Genomic DNA, 16,032 nt, shown 5'->3' on the forward strand with positions numbered 1-16,032 from the left:
GGCGCCGGCACCTGCGGACGCCCCGCTCGCGCGGGCGCGCGCGCCGCCACCGACGTGGGTCGATGCGCTCACCGGTCCGGCGCTCACGCCGGTGTTGTTGCTTGCGCCCGCCGAGACGCCGGACGTGCCGGCGCTCGCCCCTGCGGAGGTGGAGGTCGACCCGCTCACCGGGCCGAGGCTGCCGCTTGTGGTATTGCTCACCGAGCCGGAAACGCCGGATGTGCTCGCGCTGGCGCCGGCGTTCGTGCTGGTGGAAGCCCCGCCGATCGGCGTCGAGACGCTGCCGCCGGCACCCGTCACCGAGCCGGACACGCCCGACGTGCCTGCCGAGAGGTCGGCGTCACCGGTTGTGGCGACCCCGCTCACCACGGGGCTGGTCACCGAGGCGTCGGCGTTCGCGTCGCTCACGGTGACGCCGGTGGGCGTCACCGTGGCGCCGCCGATACCGGCACCTGCGGCCGCGCTGGTGCCCAGGGCGGGCACGCCGGCGCCGACGTCGAAGCCGGTCTGTCCCACGGTGAGCCCGTTGCCGTCGAGGGTCGTCTGGCCCAGCCCGGCGATAGCACTCGCGTTCGCGAACGGCGAGTTCAGTGCGGCGCCGGCCGAGCCGCTCACACCGACGCCGTCGAGGCCGGCGGTGAGGCTGCCGGTCGCCCCGGCCGCCAGCGAGCCGAGCGGGGTGGTGAGGCCGAGGTTCAGGCCGGCATTCTCAATAGTGATGCCGTCGGACGTGATCGCGACGGTGCCCGCGCTGATGCCCGCCGTCAGGTCCAGTCCGAGCAGCGCGCTGGCCAGGTCGACACTCACGCCGGGGTTGGTCACGGTGAGACCGTCGGTGCTGGCGGTGACCACGCCGGGTGTCGCGTCGACGGTGGCACTGGCGAGGCCGAGCGGGGCGGTGACGACGGCCTCGATGGCGGGGTCGATCGTCACCGAGTCATCGGTTGTCGAGATCGAGTTGGATGCCGACACCGTTGCGGTCCCGAGCCCGAGAGGTCCGTACACGCCGACGAGACCGCTGGTCGACCAGGTGTTGGACGCGGAGTCGTAGTTGTTGCCGACGTCGGCGCCTGCGCCGCCCAGGATGCCACCCAGGCCGGTGACCAGCGTGGTGCCGGTGTTGGTCCCCGTCGTGCTGGTGGTGTTCGAATACGCCGCCGGGATGATTCCGGGGGCTAGGGACGCGATCGAATTCCACGCCGCCGCGCCTGCCGCAGTCGCGGTGCCGATCGACTGCAATGCGCTGTCGGTGGCCGAGGAGAGCGTCTGCAGGACGCCCGCGGCGTTGGCCGCGGGGGCCTGTGCGCCGATCGTCAGCGCCGATGCGACGGCGACGGCGGTTGCGGCCGCTGCCGCCCGGGTGCGGACGCTCGGGTGGATTCGAACGGGGTGATGGACAGCAACAGCCATTGCTCTCTCCTTGAATTAAGCGGGAAATCCATGTGGCAGGGTCGAAATCGAGTGCCGCAATAACGGTAGGACCACCCTTAAGGCAGATAACGAATTCCTAAAGAGATTTGCGTGCCTCACGTAATAAGTGGTCGATCGAGCAACTTTGGTTGCGGAAACGTGGGTTGTTTTCCGTACGGCGTACGCGCAGGTCGGAGGGCCTGCTCTGGAGGGTGTGATAGTGAGAACGTTGTTGACGCTCAAGGCATATTTCACCGGGGTTGGTTCGATATAATTAATCTCGGGCTGACTTAACACTTATGCAAAGGTATAGAGCACTTAAGAGCCAACACTCCAAAAACTATCCTGTGTCTCTTCGCAGACGGGTTCCTGTAGCGGGTGCGAGGACGGGCGTCCCCGGTAGCGGTAGGCTCGGACCGGGTCGCTCGGCCGGTGTGGAATGCGCGAGGCAGGAGGGGCAAACACCATGCAGATAAGGGGGATCGGTGCTCGCAGACCTATCTCGATGGCCGGTTCACAGTGCGTCGGGTGCGCTACTCGATACATCAACCGATGCCGTCGCTTTCCATGGTGATGCACAACTTGTGTACGAGCTTGCCTCCGTCACCAAGCTGCTGGTCGCCTACGGCGTACTGATTGCGGTGGAGGAAGGGGCCGTCGCGCTCGATCAGCCCGCTGGACCTGCCGGCTCCACCGTCGAACACCTGCTTTCACATGCCTCCGGGTTGGCCTTCGACAGCGATGCCGTGGCGGCCGCGCCGGGCACGCGGCGGATCTATAGCTCGCGCGGTTACGAGGTAGTCGCCGAGTTGGTCGAGAACGAGGCCGGCATGCCGTTCTCTGAGTATCTGCGTGAGGCCGTCTTCGCGCCGTTGGGCATGGCGGACACCGAGCTCGCCGGGCCCGCCGGCCACGGTGCACGGTCGACGGTGGCCGACCTCGTCGCGTTCGCGCGTGAGGTGGTCACGCCTCGTCTGCTCCACCCCGATACCGTCGCCGGGGCGCGGCAAGTGCATTTCCCGGGCCTGCTCGGCTTCGTACCCGGCTACGGTCGGTTCAACGACAACACGTGGGGGCTGGGTTTCGAGGTGCGCGGCACCAAGTGGCCGCACTGGACCGGCGCGCGCAACTCGCCGGCCACCGTCGGGCACTTCGGGCAGGCCGGGACCTTCCTCTGGATCGACCCCGCGGTGGGGCGCGCTGCCGTCGTGCTGACCGACCGGCCGTTCGGTCCGTGGGCCAAGCCGCTATGGAGCGAGTTCAACGACGGGCTGATCTCTCAGGAGACTCACGGCGCGTAACTGGCACAACACGCGCACCATGGTGCACAATGGCTACATAACTACATCGATGTGATAAAGCAGCTGATGGCTACCGCTGTTTGAAGAGGCGCTTGGGGAAGACGTCCTCGTCGAACAGGGAAGGTGGCAACAACTCATGCAGCAGCTGAGTCAGTTTGCAGAGGTGACGACCGGAGTCGTGTGGATCCACGCGTCGCCTGCTGCACTGTGCCCGCACGTGGAGTGGGCGCTGTCGACGACCCTTGACGCCCGGGCCAACTTGAAGTGGACGGCGCAGGAGGCCGTCCCCGGCATGCAGCGTGCCGTAGTCGACTGGGTAGGCCCGGTGGGCTCCGGTTCGCGTATGGCGGCGACACTGCGCGAGTGGACCTCGTTGCGGTTCGAGGTCACCGAGGACCCCTCCGAGGGGGTCGACGGTGAGCGGTTCTGCTACGCCCCGGGCCTAGGCCTGTGGCGCGGCTCGATGTCGGCGTCGGGAGACACCGTCATCGGTGAGACGCAGCTCCGTGCGCTCATGGCCGAGTACGGCGGTGAGGGGCTGCAGTCGGCGCTCGATTCCGTACTCGGCGTGGCATGGGACGAGGCGCTCGAGCCCTTCCGTCGCGGCGGACAAGGCGCCGAGGTCACCTGGCTGTCTCAGGCGGTCGGTTGACGTAGCACGGTGGCCGGGTCCGCCCGGCCGCGCTGTTGGACGAGGGCCAGGCGAAGGGGCCGGCTCCGGATGACTCCGGGGCCGGCCCCTTCGGCGTCCGTGGGTCCGGTGTGGACGGGGCGGCAGGGCTAGCCGGTCTTACCGGCCGGTCTGCACGCCCAGTGCCATCCGGACACGTCAGACGCCGCCCCCGGATGAATCCGGAAGCGGCGCCTGTCGGGTGCTGCGAGCGAGCCGCAGCGGATGTTCGGTTGTGCGTCAGTACCGGCCGAAGGCCAGCGCGACGTTGTGCCCACCGAAGCCGAACGAGTTGTTCAGCGCGTATTCGATCTGCATCTCGCGCGCGGAACCGTGCACGACGTCCAGATCGATCTCGGGGTCCTGGTTCTCCAGGTTGAGGGTCGGCGGGATGACGCCGTCGCGGATCGCGAGCACCGTCAGCGCAGCCTCGAGAGCACCGACCGCTCCGATGGAGTGGCCCAGCGCGCTCTTGGGTGCGTACACGGCAGCCCCGTTGCCCACCACGGCGTTGATCGCCGCAGCCTCGGCGCTGTCGCCGATAGGGGTCGAGGTCGCGTGGGCGTTGATGTGGTCCACGTCCTTGGCGGTGATACCCGCGGTCTGGATCGCACGGGTCATCGCCCGGGCCGCACCGGAGCCGGCCGGATCGGGGGCGACCATGTGGTAGCCGTCCGACGTGATGCCCACGCCCATGAGCCGAGCCAGCGGCTTGGCACCGCGGGCGAGCGCGTGCTCCTCCGTCTCGATGATCAGCAGTGCCTCGGCCTCACCGAACACGAAGCCGTCGCGACCGGAGTCGAACGGGCGCGACGCCCCCGCGGGGTCGTCGTTCCGGGTCGACAGGGCGCGCATCATCGCGAACGACGCGATCGGCACACCGTCGATCCGGCCCTCGATGCCGCCACACACCGCGATGTCGGCGTCGCCGAGCACGATCTGGCGCCACGCGTGGGCGATGGCCTCGTTGCCGGTCGAGCACGCCGAGACCGGCGTCATGGCTCCGCCACGGGCACCGATCTCGAGCGCAGAGACGGCCGAGACGCCGTTCGGCATCGACATCTGCACGGCGAACGGCGATACCTTGCGGTAGCCGAAGTCGCGCATGTTGTCGACGGCCTGGACCATCGTCTCGCCGCCGCCGAGGCCGGTGCCGATGACCGCGGCGAGGCGGTCGGGATCGACATCGGGTCGGCCGGCGTTGTCCCAGATCCGCTTGGTCATGACGTGCGAGACCTGCTCGACGTACGACATGCGGCGCTTGGAGACGTGCTGCTTCGAGATGTCGCCCGCGTAGGCGCGGTCCGGACGCTCCGGCACCTCGTCGGCCGGATCCTGCAGCAGCTGGCCGCCGATCCGCACCGGAAGGTCGGCGATCTCGACGCCGACGAAGTCGCCGGTGAGCTGCCGGATCCCGCTCTCGCCGGCGAGCAGCCCCTTCCAGGTGGACTCGGTGTCCACGCCGATCGACGTGGTCAGCTCGACCGCAGTGACCACGACGCTGGGGAACTGACCGCCGAGCGTCGAGAAGTTCCTGAGCCCTGCCACTGGCTTACTTGTTCTTCTCGGCCTCGTACTTGCCCTTGAGCTCGGCGGCGAGATCAGCGTTCTCCGCCTCGAGCTTCTGGATGTACGCGACTGCGTCGCCGACGGTCTTCAGCCCCGCGAGGTCCTCGTCCGGCACCTTGACGCCGTACTTGTCCTCAAGCTGCACCGCGATCTCGACCATCGAGAGCGAGTCGATGTCCAGGTCGTCGATGAACGCCTTGTCGAGGGTCACCTCGGAGGGCTCGATGCCGGTGACCTCTTCGATGATCTCAGCGATGGCGGCGACGATCTCGTCCTGGCTGGTAGCCACTGGTGTGGTCCCCTTCTATTGGTTGACCCGTGACCCGCCCAGGGCCCGGGAGTGTGTGTGGCGGACCGCTCAGCGAGCGGCCGACGCCATCAGGTCGGTGATATCGGAAGGCTGCTTGATCGCGTGCTGCGGGACACCCTTGAGCTCGCGCTTGGCGATACCCACCAGGGTACCGGCCGGCGGCAGCTCGACGACGGCGGTGACGCCGACCTCACGCATCGACCGGGTGCACAGGTCCCAGCGCACGGGGCGTGTGACCTGGTCCACGATCTGCGCGAGCGCGGCCGTGCCGGTGGTGACGGCCAAGCCGTCGCGGTTCGACAGCAGGGTCAGCTGCGGGTCGCGGGGCGTGATCGACGCGGCGGCCTCGGCCACAGCGTCGCGCGCGGGGGCCATGAACTCCGTGTGGAACGCGCCGGCGACGGCCAACGAGCGCAACCGCGCCTTCGCGGGCGGGTTGTCGGCCAGCTTGGCCAGGTTCTCGACGGTGCCGGCCGCCACGATCTGGCCGGTCGCGTTGCGGTTGGCCGGGACCAGGTCGTACGACTTGAGCGTCTCGAGGACGTCGGCCTCGTCGCCGCCGAGGATCGCGGTCATCGACGTGGGGACCAGCTCGCAGGCGGCGGCCATGGCGCGGCCGCGGATGGCCGCCAGTCGCACGGCGTCGTCCGCCGAGATCACGCCGGCGACGGCGGCCGCGGCGAGCTCGCCGACCGAGTGGCCGGCGACGACGGTGTCGGCGGAGTGCGATGCGGTGCCGCCCATCGCCTCGAACGCGAGGAGCGCGGCTGCGACGACCAGCGGCTGGGTGACGGCCGTGTCGGTGATCTCGTCGGCCTCGGCGATCGTGCCGAGGCGCACGAGATCGAGTCCGGCGATGTCCGACCAAGCGGCCAGACGCGCGGCCACGGACGGCTCATCGAGCCACGCGGTCAGCATGCCGGGCTTCTGAGATCCCTGTCCGGGAGCGAGTAGTGCAATCACATGCTCTAGGAAACACTGTTGCGGGCCGCAGCGTAGGTGTCGCACCTTGAGAACCTTGCGGGGGCATTTTGTGGACTTCCCACAAAACCCGGCGTGAACGTGGCCGGGTCTTTACCGGATCGAAATCTCTTACACGTGGTCGATGTCTGTCAGCGAATCTGTGACTGAGGTTGTGGGAGTGATCGGTGTGAAGCGTTCGGGGTTTGCGTCGGACAGGCGGCCGATGGTCGCGGCGACCCTCAGGACGAAGGCGTCGCGGGGTGCCTGGGGGTCCCGTCCGGTGATCTCGGCGATCTTCTTGAGGCGGTAGCGCACTGTGTTCGGGTGTACGAACAACTCGCGCGCACACGACTCGACCGCGCCGCCGGAGTCCAGGTAGGCGTCCAGGGTGTCCGACAGTGCGGACCCGGCCTCCTGCAGCGGTTTGACCAGATAGTCGTACAGCGTCCGGCTCGCGTGCTTGTCACCGATCAGGGCGCGCTCGGGGAGGAGTTCCCAGCTGTGCACCGGCCGTGGCGCCCCGGGCCAGCCCGCGACCGCGTTGACGCCGGCGATCGCCTCGACTGCCGACGCGTGCGCATCCTCCAGCGTGGGCGTCGTGTGACCGATCACGACCGGGGAGTCGGCGAAGTGGTCCATCAGGGCGTGCGTGAAGGCGTCGTGCGCGGTGACGGAGCCGCTCACGATCACGACGAGCTTGCTGCCCTGCACCACCGCGAGGGCGCCGCGGTCGTGCGCGTGGGCAGTCTCGTGGATGGACGCGGCCACGGACACGTTCTGGTCGGGCGGCGGTGACCCGACGATGACGGTGGCGCGCGCCTGCGGGTCCCAGTTCAGGGCGGCGGCCCGCGACAGGAGGTTGGCGCCGGTGTCGCCCCGCACCACGGCGTCGACGACCAGTGCCTCCATCCGCGAGTCCCAAGCGCCGCGGGCCTCGGCCGCGCCCGCATAGATCGCGGCCGCCGCGAAGCCTATCTCGCGGCCGTACCGCAGCACGGCCTCGGTGAGCGCCACCAGCTGCTCCTCGTTGCGTGCCAGCAGCGGCAGCCACTTCTCGAAGAACTCCATCGCCACGCGGACCATCTCGACGGTCTGCAGCAGCGACACCCGTCGGGCGAGGTCCTGGGGGACCACCTGGAACGCCTCGACGGTGTACTGCACGTTGCCCTCGGGGTCGCCGATCCACTCGACGAAGTTGACCACCGCGGTCTGCACGACGAGCTGGATCGACGCCCGCTGGCTGGCCTCCAGGGCCTCGAAGTACGGCAGCTGTTCCGCCATCGAGTGGACGGCGTCGGTGGAGACCCTGCCGGAGTACTGCCGAATACGGTTCAGCAGCGACTCCGGCAGGACATCCCGCGGCTCGGGCCGGTTACGAGCGAACCCGCGATCCGTCTTCCCGGGCTTTGGCCACGAGCCGGTGTCCGTCATAGGGCCTTACGCTACGCCCGGGTCGGACGTCTGCTCCGGAGCGGCGAGCACGTCGTCGATCCGGTACTTCTTCGCAGCCTCGGCCGCGACCGAGAAGTCCAGCTCGCCGTCGCGGGCGAGCCCCAGCAGGACCGCCACGACGATCGATTCGGCGTCGACGTTGAAGAACCGCCGCGCCGCCGGCCGCGTGTCGGAGAAACCGAAACCGTCGGTGCCCAGCGTGACGTACGTGCCCGGCACCCACGCGCGGATCAGGTCCTGCACGCCGCGCATGTAGTCGGACACCGCCACCGTCGGGCCCTGGGCGTCGGACAGCACCTTGGTGACGTGCGGGGTGCGCATCGGCGTGCCCGGGTCGCGCACGGCGTCCCGTTCGGCCGCGATGCCGTCCCGCTGTAGCTCCACCCAGCTGGTCGCCGAGTAGACCCGCGCCGAGACGCCCCACTCGTCGGCGAGCAGCTGCTGGGCCTTCAGCGCGTCCGGCATCGTGACGCCCGAGACCAGGATGTTGGCCTTCTTGTCGTGGCCGCCGATGCCCTCGGCGTACAGGTACAGGCCCTTGAGCAGGCTCTCGACGTCCAGGTTCTCGGGTTCCGCCGGCTGCGAGATCGGCTCGTTGTAGACGGTGATGTAGTAGTAGACGTTCTCCGAGTTCTCGCCGTACATCCGGCGGAGGCCGTCGTGCACGATGTGGGTGAGCTCGTACGCGAACGCCGGGTCGTACGCGACCGTCGCCGGGTTGGTCGACGCGAGGACGTGGCTGTGCCCGTCCGCGTGCTGCAGGCCCTCGCCCGTGAGCGTCGTGCGGCCGGCGGTGGCGCCGATGACGAAGCCGCGGGCCATCTGGTCGCCGGCTGCCCACAGGCCGTCACCGGTGCGCTGGTAGCCGAACATCGAATAGAAGATGTACAGCGGGATCATCGGCTCGTCGTGTGTCGAGTACGACGTGCCCACTGCGGTGAACGACGCCGTCGAGCCCGCCTCGTTGATGCCCTCGTGCAGGATCTGGCCCTGCGGGTTCTCCTTGTACGCCAGCATCAACTCGGCGTCGACGGCGCGGTACAGCTGCCCGTTGCGGTTGTAGATCTTGAGCGACGGGAACCACGAGTCCATGCCGAACGTCCGGGCCTCGTCGGGGATCACCGGGACGATTCGCGGGCCGATGTTCTTGTCGCGCAGCAGCTCCTTGAAGATGCGGACCAGGGCCATGGTGGTGGCGACCTGCTGCTTGCCGGAGCCCTTGCGCATCACGTCGAGGGTCGAGATGTCCGGGATCTGCAGCGGGCGGCTCTCGGTGCGCCGCGACGGCAGGAAGCCACCGAGGGCCTTGCGGCGGTCCAGCAGGTACTGGATCTCCTTCGACTCCGGGCCGGGGTTGTAGTACGGCGGGAGCTTGGGGTTCGCCTCCAACTCGGCGTCGCTGATCGGGATGCGCAGGTGGTCGCGGAACTGCTTGAGGTCCTCGAGGGTGAGCTTCTTCATCTGGTGGGTCGCGTTGCGGCCCTCGAAGTGCGAACCCAGGCTGTAGCCCTTGATGGTGTGGGCCAGGATCACCGTCGGCTGGCCCTTGTGCTCCATCGCCGCCTTGTAGGCCGCATAGATCTTGCGGTAATCGTGGCCGCCGCGGCGCAGGCCCCAGATCTCGTCGTCGGTCATGTCTTTGACGAGTTCCTTGGTCCGCGGGTCGCGGCCGAAGAAGTGCTCGCGGACGAACGCGCCGTCGTTGGCCTTGAACGTCTGGTAGTCACCGTCGGGCGTGGTGTTCATGATGTTCACCAGCGCGCCGTCACGGTCCTTGTGCAGCAGCTCGTCCCAGTCCCGGCTCCAGATCACCTTGATCACGTTCCAGCCGGCGCCGCGGAAGAACGACTCGAGCTCCTGGATGATCTTGCCGTTGCCGCGCACCGGGCCGTCGAGTCGCTGCAGGTTGCAGTTGATCACGAAGGTCAGGTTGTCGAGGCCCTCGGTGGCGGCGATCTGGATCTGGCCGCGCGACTCGGGCTCGTCCATCTCGCCGTCGCCCAGGAAAGCCCAGACGTGCTGGTCGGACGTGTCCTTGATGCCGCGGTCGGTCAGGTAGTGGTTGAACCGGGCCTGGAAGATGGCGCCCATCGGGCCCAGACCCATCGACACCGTCGGGAACTCCCAGAAGTCCTGGAACAGGCGCGGGTGCGGGTACGACGGCAGGCCGCCGCCCTGGTGGGCGTGGGACTGCTCCTGGCGGAAGCCGTCCATGCGGTCCGCGGAGATGCGGCCCTCGAGGAACGCGCGGGCGTAGATGCCGGGGGAGGCGTGGCCCTGGATGTAGACCTGGTCGCCGCCGCCGGGATGGTCCTTGCCGCGGAAGAAGTGGTTGAAGCCGACCTCGTAGAGCGACGCAGACGACGCATACGTGGAGATGTGACCGCCGACGCCCACGCCCGGGCGCTGTGCGCGTGTGACCATGACGGCGGCGTTCCATCGGATCCAGGCGCGGTAGCGGCGCTCGGTCTCCTCATCGCCGGGGAACCAGGGCTCGAGGTCGGTAGGGATCGTGTTGACGTAATCCGTGGAGGTCAGCGCAGGGATCGCGACCCGCTTCTCGCCGGCACGCTCGAGCATGCGCAGCATCAGGTAGCGCGCGCGTGCGGGACCGGAGCGATCGAGGACGTCGTCGAACGATTCGAGCCACTCGCCGGTCTCTTCGGGATCGATGTCCGGGAGATACGACGCGACGCCGTCGCGGATGACGCGGACGCGATCGTGGCCGGTGTGATCGGTAGGCGGTAGAGCGCCGGCACGGTTCGTAGCGCTGAGTGACTCGGTCACGGAAGATGCTCCTAGGAGGGGTCGTTTGGGAACAACTGATGGGCGTGTAATCCCGGTCTCCATCCTGCCTCGAGTGTGGTCCACGCCGTGCAGGAACCTCCCCGTGGACGTGGGCGGCGGCGTTGTCGCACGCCACCTCTGAGTTCCGCTAAAGAACCCGCGGAGGTCCAAATGTTGCGTCGAATCGTCGGGCGCGGTCTGCTATACCCGGGCGGTCTGTATGGTCAGCACTGCTCGGGTCACGTGCCAGTGTCGTCGTCAGGAGGATTGAACCGGTGTCCACGAACGGGGCCAACGCCCAGAAGATGGGCCTGCGCCCAGGTGATGTAGTGCAGGAGATCGGATGGGATGAGGACACCGACGATGACCTACGTGCCGCCATCGAGGGGGTGATCGGCGCCGAGATGCTCGACGAAGATACCGACGAGGTGGTCGACGTCGTAGTGCTCTGGTGGCGTGACGACGACGGTGACCTCGTGGACACGCTGATGGACGTCATCACGCCACTGTCCGACGACGGCTATGTCTGGGTTCTCAGCCCGAAGACCGGCCACAGCGGACACGTCGAGCCCAGTGAGATCGCCGAAGCGGCCCCCACCGCAGGTCTCGTACAGACGTCGTCGACGACCCTCGGGTCGTGGATCGGATCCCGCCTGGTGCAGCCCAAGTCGGGCCGGGCCAAGCGATAGTGGCCGCGTCGCCCGCAGGCTCGCCGCTTCCCGTCGGGGCGGTGGCGCCCGACTTCACGCTGCGCAATCAGAACAACCAGCCGGTCCGGCTCTCGGACTACCGCGGCGACAAGAACGTCGTGCTGGTGTTCTTCCCCCTCGCCTTCACGGGGACGTGCGAGAGCGAGCTGGGGCAGGTGCGCGACAACCTCCCCGCGTTCGAGAACGACGACACCGCGATCGTGGCCGTCTCCGTCGGGGCGCCGCCCACCCACAAGGTGTGGTCGGGCGCCCAGGGGTACCTCTTCCCGATCGTGTCCGACTTCTGGCCGCACGGCGACGTCGCCCGTGCCTACGGCGTGTTCAACGAGAAGTCCGGCTATGCCAACCGCGGCACCTTCGTGATCGACCGCGGTGGCGTGGTCCGCTTCTCCGAGATGAACGAGGCCGGCGTCCCGCGCGACCAGCAGCTTTGGGAAGATGCACTGGCTGCGTTAACCTCATCCGGTCCGCGCACATAGCTCAGTTGGTTAGAGTCCCGGTCTTACACACCGGTTGTCGGGGGTTCGAGTCCCTCTGTGCGCACCAGAAGTCGCTCGCGTGACGGCATCGCAGGCGCGATCCGGAGGGTGTGGGCGTTCGTGGCCGCGCCCATCGTCTCCGCGCCCATCGTCTCCGCGCTCATCGTCTCCGCCGTCGCGCGCGAACGGCGTCGAGGCCGAGATGTGTGCCCTGTCGGGAAGGTTGGGTCCGCGGAAGGCGTTCTACTGATAGGCGTTCCGTTCGGTTCGCGATGGTCGCGGGCCCCGGTGAAGGGAGTCGCCATGACCACCGTGTTCACGGTCAGGGGGGCCACAGAGGCCCTCACGGGAAACATGCTCTCGGGCGTCGTCGGACAGCTCGACACAGCGAACTTCAGTCACGTCGAGATCCCGTACAGCGCGTCGCTGTCCGTCTACAGTCTGGGCGCGGATCCGTTCGCCCCGTCGGGTATCGACTCCGTGACCGAGGGCGTCGCGGACCTCCGATCCGCCGTCGCCGCCCTCCCCGCCGGCGCCACATACGCCGTGCTCGGCTACAGCCTGGGCGCCATCGTCGTCACCCGGTGGCTGGCCGAGCGCGGCCTCGATCCGCACTGCCTGCTGGTCGGCTGTCTCGCGAACCCGGCCCGGCTCAGTGGCAACAGCCACGGCGCGGTCTCCGTCGGGTCGGGCGTATGCACCCACACCCAGATCGGTGCGCCGAACCCCGGCGACCCGGGTTCGGACGGAACCAGGGTCTCGGGGACGCGTGTCGTCGAGATCGCGAACCCCGCCGACGTGATCACCTCCTGCCCCGAGGACAGCATCATCCGCTTCCTGCCCGGACCGCTGCTGTCGTTCAGCTTCACGAATCCCGACGAGGAACTCCGGCAGCTGATCGAGAGTAGTCTTCCCCAGGCCGAGCAACTCGCTCTGGCCGGCGGGGTCGCGTGGTGGGACGCTCTCACACAGCTGCCGCAGGCCTGGAACCTGATCGAGGGGTTCTTCGAGGGCCGACACACCACCGACTACGGACTGAAGCTGTGGAAGGATGCGGCGGGACAGGCGATCTCGGGGATCGACCTGCTCGCCAAGGCGGTCACCGACTGGGCGTGAGAGAAGGTGTGCGGTGATCAAGGGCTTGGATTACGCGGGCGGTCGCCCGGAGCCCGCCGACATCGCCGCCGCTGGGGTGGGTTTCGTGTGTCGGTACCTGTCCGACGGTGGCGCGGCGTTGCCCGGCAAGCAGCTGTTGCCCGGTGAGGCGGATGCTTTGCGCGCCGCCGGGATCGACATCGTGTCGAACTGGGAGACCACCGCCGACCGCATGTTGGACGGCTACAGCGCCGGGGTCGCCGACGCGAATGCAGCGATCCGACAGGTGCTCTCGTGTGGGGGCCGGAGCGACCGGCCGATCTACTTCTCCGCCGACTTCGACGCGACACCCGCGCAGCAGACGCCGATCGACGCGTACCTGCAGGGGTGCGCGTCGGTCCTGGGTCCCGCCAACGTCGGTGTGTACGGCGGCTATTGGGTCGTCTCGCGGGCCCTGAACGACGGTGTCGCCGCCTACGCCTGGCAGACCCAGGCATGGTCGGGCGGACAGCAGGACCAGCGCATCGCGATCCTGCAGGACAACGAGGCCGGCTACGCGGACGTCGACGGCGTGCAGTGCGACGTCGACTGGGCACTGACAACCGATTACGGCCAGTGGTCGTATCGACCGAAGGGAGGCGTGATGACCGGACCGAACCCCGATGTGCCGCTCACGCAGAAGTACTTCACAGACTTCGTCACGGGCTACATCGGCCCAGAGATAACCGACACCAAGACGGTGCGCGAGCAGCTCACCGGCGCGCGGAACGATGTGTACACCGCCGACGGGCGTCTGGATGTGCAGCAGTCGTACCCGGGCTGGCCGCAGCTGGGCGGTCACACCCTCGTCGACGCCGTCGCCCAGTTGCTTGAGGACGTCGAGGCGATCAAGGCGAAACTGGGCGCCTGACATCCGGTTGCTAGCGTGGCCGCCATGACGGTCGGAGGCGCGCTGGCAGCGGGGGTCGCGGCGGACGAGGCGCTGCGCGATCCGCGCCACTACCACCCCGTCGCCGGGTTCGGCACCGTAGCAGCCCGACTCGAGGAGGTCCTCTACGCCGACTCCCGCCTGGCGGGCGCGGCGTATACGGCGGTACTGGTGGGCGGCGCCGCCGGGTTGGGCTACGGGCTGCGAAAGGTGCCCGGCGCCATCACGATCGGTACCTGGACCGTGCTCGGCGGCGCGGGCCTGCGGGCGGTCGCCACCCGCCTCGGAGACCGGCTGGGGCGGGGGGACGTCGACGGCGCCCGCGAGCTGCTGCCGTCGCTGTGCGGTCGCGACCCGTCGGTGCTCGACGGCGGAGGGCTCGCCCGCGCGGCGCTGGAGTCGCTGGCGGAGAACACCTCCGACGCCGCGGTCGCGCCGCTGCTGTGGGGCGCCGCGCTCGGCCTGCCGGGGCTGCTCGGGTACCGCGCCGTCAACACCCTCGACGCCATGATCGGCTACCACAACGACCGATACGAGAACTTCGGTTGGGCCGCTGCGCGACTCGACGACGTGGCCAACTATCTGCCCGCCCGCCTCACGGGGGTCCTGACGGTGGCCGCCGCCCCGGTGGTGGGCGGCTCACCGTCGGCTGCGGCGCTGGCGTGGCGTCGCGACGCGCACCGCCATCCGAGCCCCAACGCCGGTGTCGCGGAGGCGACGGCGGCGGGCGCGCTGGGCCTGCGTCTCGGCGGCCGGACGCAGTACCGGCACGGCGTGGAGATGCGGCCGGTCCTCGGCGACGGCCGCCCGCCCGAGCCGGCCGACCTGCGGCGTGCCGCACGGCTGTCGCTGGTCGTGGAGTTGGGCGCGCTGGTCACCGTCGTCGCCCTACGCCGGGCGGCGCCCCGGCTCCGGCGTTCCGCGCGGGCGGCGCTCAGCCCCGCCGGCCGTACCGGTCGGCGAGCCGGGCGGCGCGTGCCTCCTCGGGCGTGACCTCGCGGACCGGTTCCGCGGGGACAGATCCGGCACCGTCGCCGTCTGCGGAGGGCTCCGGCGCGCCGGAGCCCTCCGCTGCGGCCATCACCGCCCGCTCCTCGCGCCGCCGCTTGACCTCGCTGAAGATGAAGTAGCCGAGCGCCCCGGGGGCCATGATCCCGAACGCCAGCCACTGCAGGCCGTACGAGAGGTACGGGCCCGCGTCGAGCTGCGGCAGCGGGACCGTGCCCAGCCCGCCGGGTTGGCTGTCGCTCAGGTTGAGGTAGCCGGGCGCCAGGTCGAGCCCGACGGCGTGGCCCACGGTGTCCGGGTCGATCGACCCGGCCTGCAGGTGCCCGGCCTCCTCGCGCACGCCGCGGCCGGCGCCCGTGCCCTCCGACTTGCGGATCCGCGCGACGAGTGTGACGGTGCCCGTCGGGGCCGCGTCGTACGCCGGAACGGTGTCGCCCGACGCGGTCTTCACGAAGCCGCGGTCGACGAGGTAGTCGGTGCCATCCGAGGCCGCGAACGGGGTGAGGATCTCGTATGCCGGATCGCCGTCCCAGGTACGCAGGCGAGCCACCACCTCCTTGTCGTCGAGATAGTGCCCCGTGATCGTGACCTTGCGCCACTCCAGCGTCGACCCCACGGTGGTGACACCCCGGAGCAACTGCGCCGCGGGCACCGGCGCCGCGTTCACCGAGTCGGCGATCTGTTGGTTGCGGTGGCTGGTGGTGACGTTCTTGCCCAGCTGCCACGGCGCGAGAACTGACCAGCACAGCGCGGTGAAGCCCACCACGAACAGGGCGAGCGCGATCCACCGCGGCTGGAACACCACCCGCGCGTATTGAGCGATCCTGTGGTCAGCCAATGTTGCCCCTCGTCCATGTCATCAGCCCCGGCATCGAGGCCTCGACCTGTGCAAGGGTGGTCTCGTAGTCCTCGAGCTGCCCGTAGTAGGGATCGGGGACGTCGGGCACGGGCGCAGCGGGGTCGAACGAACGCAGCAGGCGTAGCCGTTCGTCCGGGACCCCCAGGGCCCGCAGCTCGTGCACATGAGACGTGTGCAACGCCACCACCAGGTCGGCCGCCAGGTGGTCGTCGCCGACCTCGGTGGCGGTGTGATCGGTGGGGTACCCATGGGCCGCGAGCACCTCCCGCGCGCGGGGGTCTGCGGGGTCGCCCGCGTGCCATCCGCTGGTCCCGGCGCTGGTCACCCGCACCCTGTCGGAGAGCCCGGCGTCGTCGACGGCGGCCTGGTAGACGATGCGCGCTATGGGCGAGCGGCAGATGTTGCCGGTGCACACGAACGTGACGTGCAGCGGGCGCTGCCCGTCCCGCGGCGTGCGAGCGAAGCCGTTGGTCACGTATCTATCCTGTACC

15 protein-coding genes and 1 tRNA gene are annotated in these 16,032 nt (G+C 69.1%); 8 read left to right on the plus strand and 8 right to left on the minus strand.

The window, feature by feature from the left end; genetic code table 11:
- Positions 1-1,410: hypothetical protein (locus tag ABD908_RS13560; protein ID WP_344996552.1), on the minus strand; the 1,410-nt coding region annotated here is incomplete at its 3' end.
- 485 nt (positions 1,411-1,895) lie between these two features.
- Here ABD908_RS13560 and ABD908_RS13565 point away from each other — a divergent pair.
- Together ABD908_RS13565 and ABD908_RS13570 are read left to right on the plus strand one after the other, a co-directional pair.
- A complete protein-coding gene (locus ABD908_RS13565; protein ID WP_344996555.1) occupies positions 1,896-2,711 on the plus strand; it encodes a serine hydrolase domain-containing protein in 816 nt (271 codons plus the stop codon).
- Positions 2,712-2,847: 136 nt separating this feature from the next.
- Positions 2,848-3,363: a DUF3145 domain-containing protein gene (locus tag ABD908_RS13570; protein ID WP_344996558.1), complete on the plus strand. Its 516-nt coding sequence runs from the start codon at positions 2,848-2,850 to the stop codon at positions 3,361-3,363.
- A gap of 258 nt (positions 3,364-3,621) precedes the next feature.
- Here the strand turns inward: ABD908_RS13570 and ABD908_RS13575 are convergent, their stop codons facing one another.
- From ABD908_RS13575 to aceE, 5 genes are all read right to left on the minus strand, one after another.
- Positions 3,622-4,929, minus strand: a complete 1,308-nt coding sequence (locus ABD908_RS13575; RefSeq protein ID WP_344996561.1) for a KasA/KasB family beta-ketoacyl-ACP synthase — start codon at positions 4,927-4,929, stop codon at positions 3,622-3,624.
- 4 nt (positions 4,930-4,933) lie between these two features.
- Positions 4,934-5,239 (minus strand): meromycolate extension acyl carrier protein AcpM, encoded by a 306-nt coding sequence (acpM, locus tag ABD908_RS13580; RefSeq protein ID WP_344996564.1) that lies wholly within the window; start codon positions 5,237-5,239, stop codon positions 4,934-4,936.
- Positions 5,240-5,308: 69 nt separating this feature from the next.
- Positions 5,309-6,223, minus strand: a complete 915-nt coding sequence (locus ABD908_RS13585; protein ID WP_344996568.1) for an ACP S-malonyltransferase — start codon at positions 6,221-6,223, stop codon at positions 5,309-5,311.
- A 129-nt stretch (positions 6,224-6,352) separates the two neighbouring features.
- Positions 6,353-7,654 carry a PucR family transcriptional regulator gene (locus tag ABD908_RS13590; RefSeq protein WP_344996571.1) on the minus strand — a complete coding sequence of 434 codons (1,302 nt, stop codon included), beginning with the start codon at positions 7,652-7,654 and terminating at the stop codon, positions 6,353-6,355.
- 6 nt (positions 7,655-7,660) lie between these two features.
- Positions 7,661-10,525 carry a pyruvate dehydrogenase (acetyl-transferring), homodimeric type gene (gene aceE, locus ABD908_RS13595; RefSeq protein ID WP_425584380.1) on the minus strand — a complete coding sequence of 955 codons (2,865 nt, stop codon included), beginning with the start codon at positions 10,523-10,525 and terminating at the stop codon, positions 7,661-7,663.
- 242 nt (positions 10,526-10,767) lie between these two features.
- Here aceE and ABD908_RS13600 point away from each other — a divergent pair, with 242 nt between their 5' ends.
- The 6 genes from ABD908_RS13600 (at position 10,768) to ABD908_RS13625 (ending at position 14,667) form a co-directional block, all read left to right on the plus strand.
- Positions 10,768-11,151, plus strand: coding sequence for a DUF3052 domain-containing protein (locus ABD908_RS13600; protein WP_344996644.1), 384 nt, complete (start codon positions 10,768-10,770; stop codon positions 11,149-11,151).
- Positions 11,151-11,651, plus strand: a complete 501-nt coding sequence (locus tag ABD908_RS13605) for a peroxiredoxin (protein WP_344996646.1) — start codon at positions 11,151-11,153, stop codon at positions 11,649-11,651. Before ABD908_RS13600 ends, ABD908_RS13605 begins: the two co-directional genes overlap by 1 nt.
- Positions 11,642-11,718: transfer RNA gene (locus tag ABD908_RS13610), tRNA-Val, on the plus strand. Before ABD908_RS13605 ends, ABD908_RS13610 begins: the two co-directional genes overlap by 10 nt.
- Positions 11,719-11,954: 236 nt before the next feature.
- Entirely contained in the window at positions 11,955-12,767 is an 813-nt protein-coding gene (locus tag ABD908_RS13615) for a PE-PPE domain-containing protein (RefSeq protein ID WP_344996574.1), read from the plus strand.
- 13 nt (positions 12,768-12,780) lie between these two features.
- Positions 12,781-13,656, plus strand: a complete 876-nt coding sequence (locus ABD908_RS13620) for a DUF1906 domain-containing protein (protein ID WP_344996577.1) — start codon at positions 12,781-12,783, stop codon at positions 13,654-13,656.
- A 24-nt stretch (positions 13,657-13,680) separates the two neighbouring features.
- On the plus strand, positions 13,681-14,667 hold the full coding sequence (locus ABD908_RS13625; protein WP_344996580.1) for a cobalamin biosynthesis protein: 987 nt from the start codon (positions 13,681-13,683) through the stop codon (positions 14,665-14,667).
- Here the strand turns inward: ABD908_RS13625 and ABD908_RS13630 are convergent.
- Both ABD908_RS13630 and ABD908_RS13635 read right to left on the minus strand, forming a co-directional pair.
- The gene (locus ABD908_RS13630) at positions 14,609-15,520 is read right to left on the minus strand and encodes an SURF1 family cytochrome oxidase biogenesis protein (RefSeq protein WP_344996584.1); all 912 of its coding nucleotides are present in this window, start codon (positions 15,518-15,520) and stop codon (positions 14,609-14,611) included. The two genes, ABD908_RS13625 and ABD908_RS13630, sit on opposite strands and share 59 nt — an antisense overlap.
- On the minus strand, positions 15,513-16,016 hold the full coding sequence (locus ABD908_RS13635) for a low molecular weight protein-tyrosine-phosphatase (protein WP_344996586.1): 504 nt from the start codon (positions 16,014-16,016) through the stop codon (positions 15,513-15,515). Before ABD908_RS13635 ends, ABD908_RS13630 begins: the two co-directional genes overlap by 8 nt.
- Between the last annotated feature and the right edge of the window lie 16 nt (positions 16,017-16,032).

This window comes from Tsukamurella soli (assembly GCF_039541155.1).
GTDB classification, from domain to species: domain Bacteria; phylum Actinomycetota; class Actinomycetes; order Mycobacteriales; family Mycobacteriaceae; genus Tsukamurella; species Tsukamurella soli.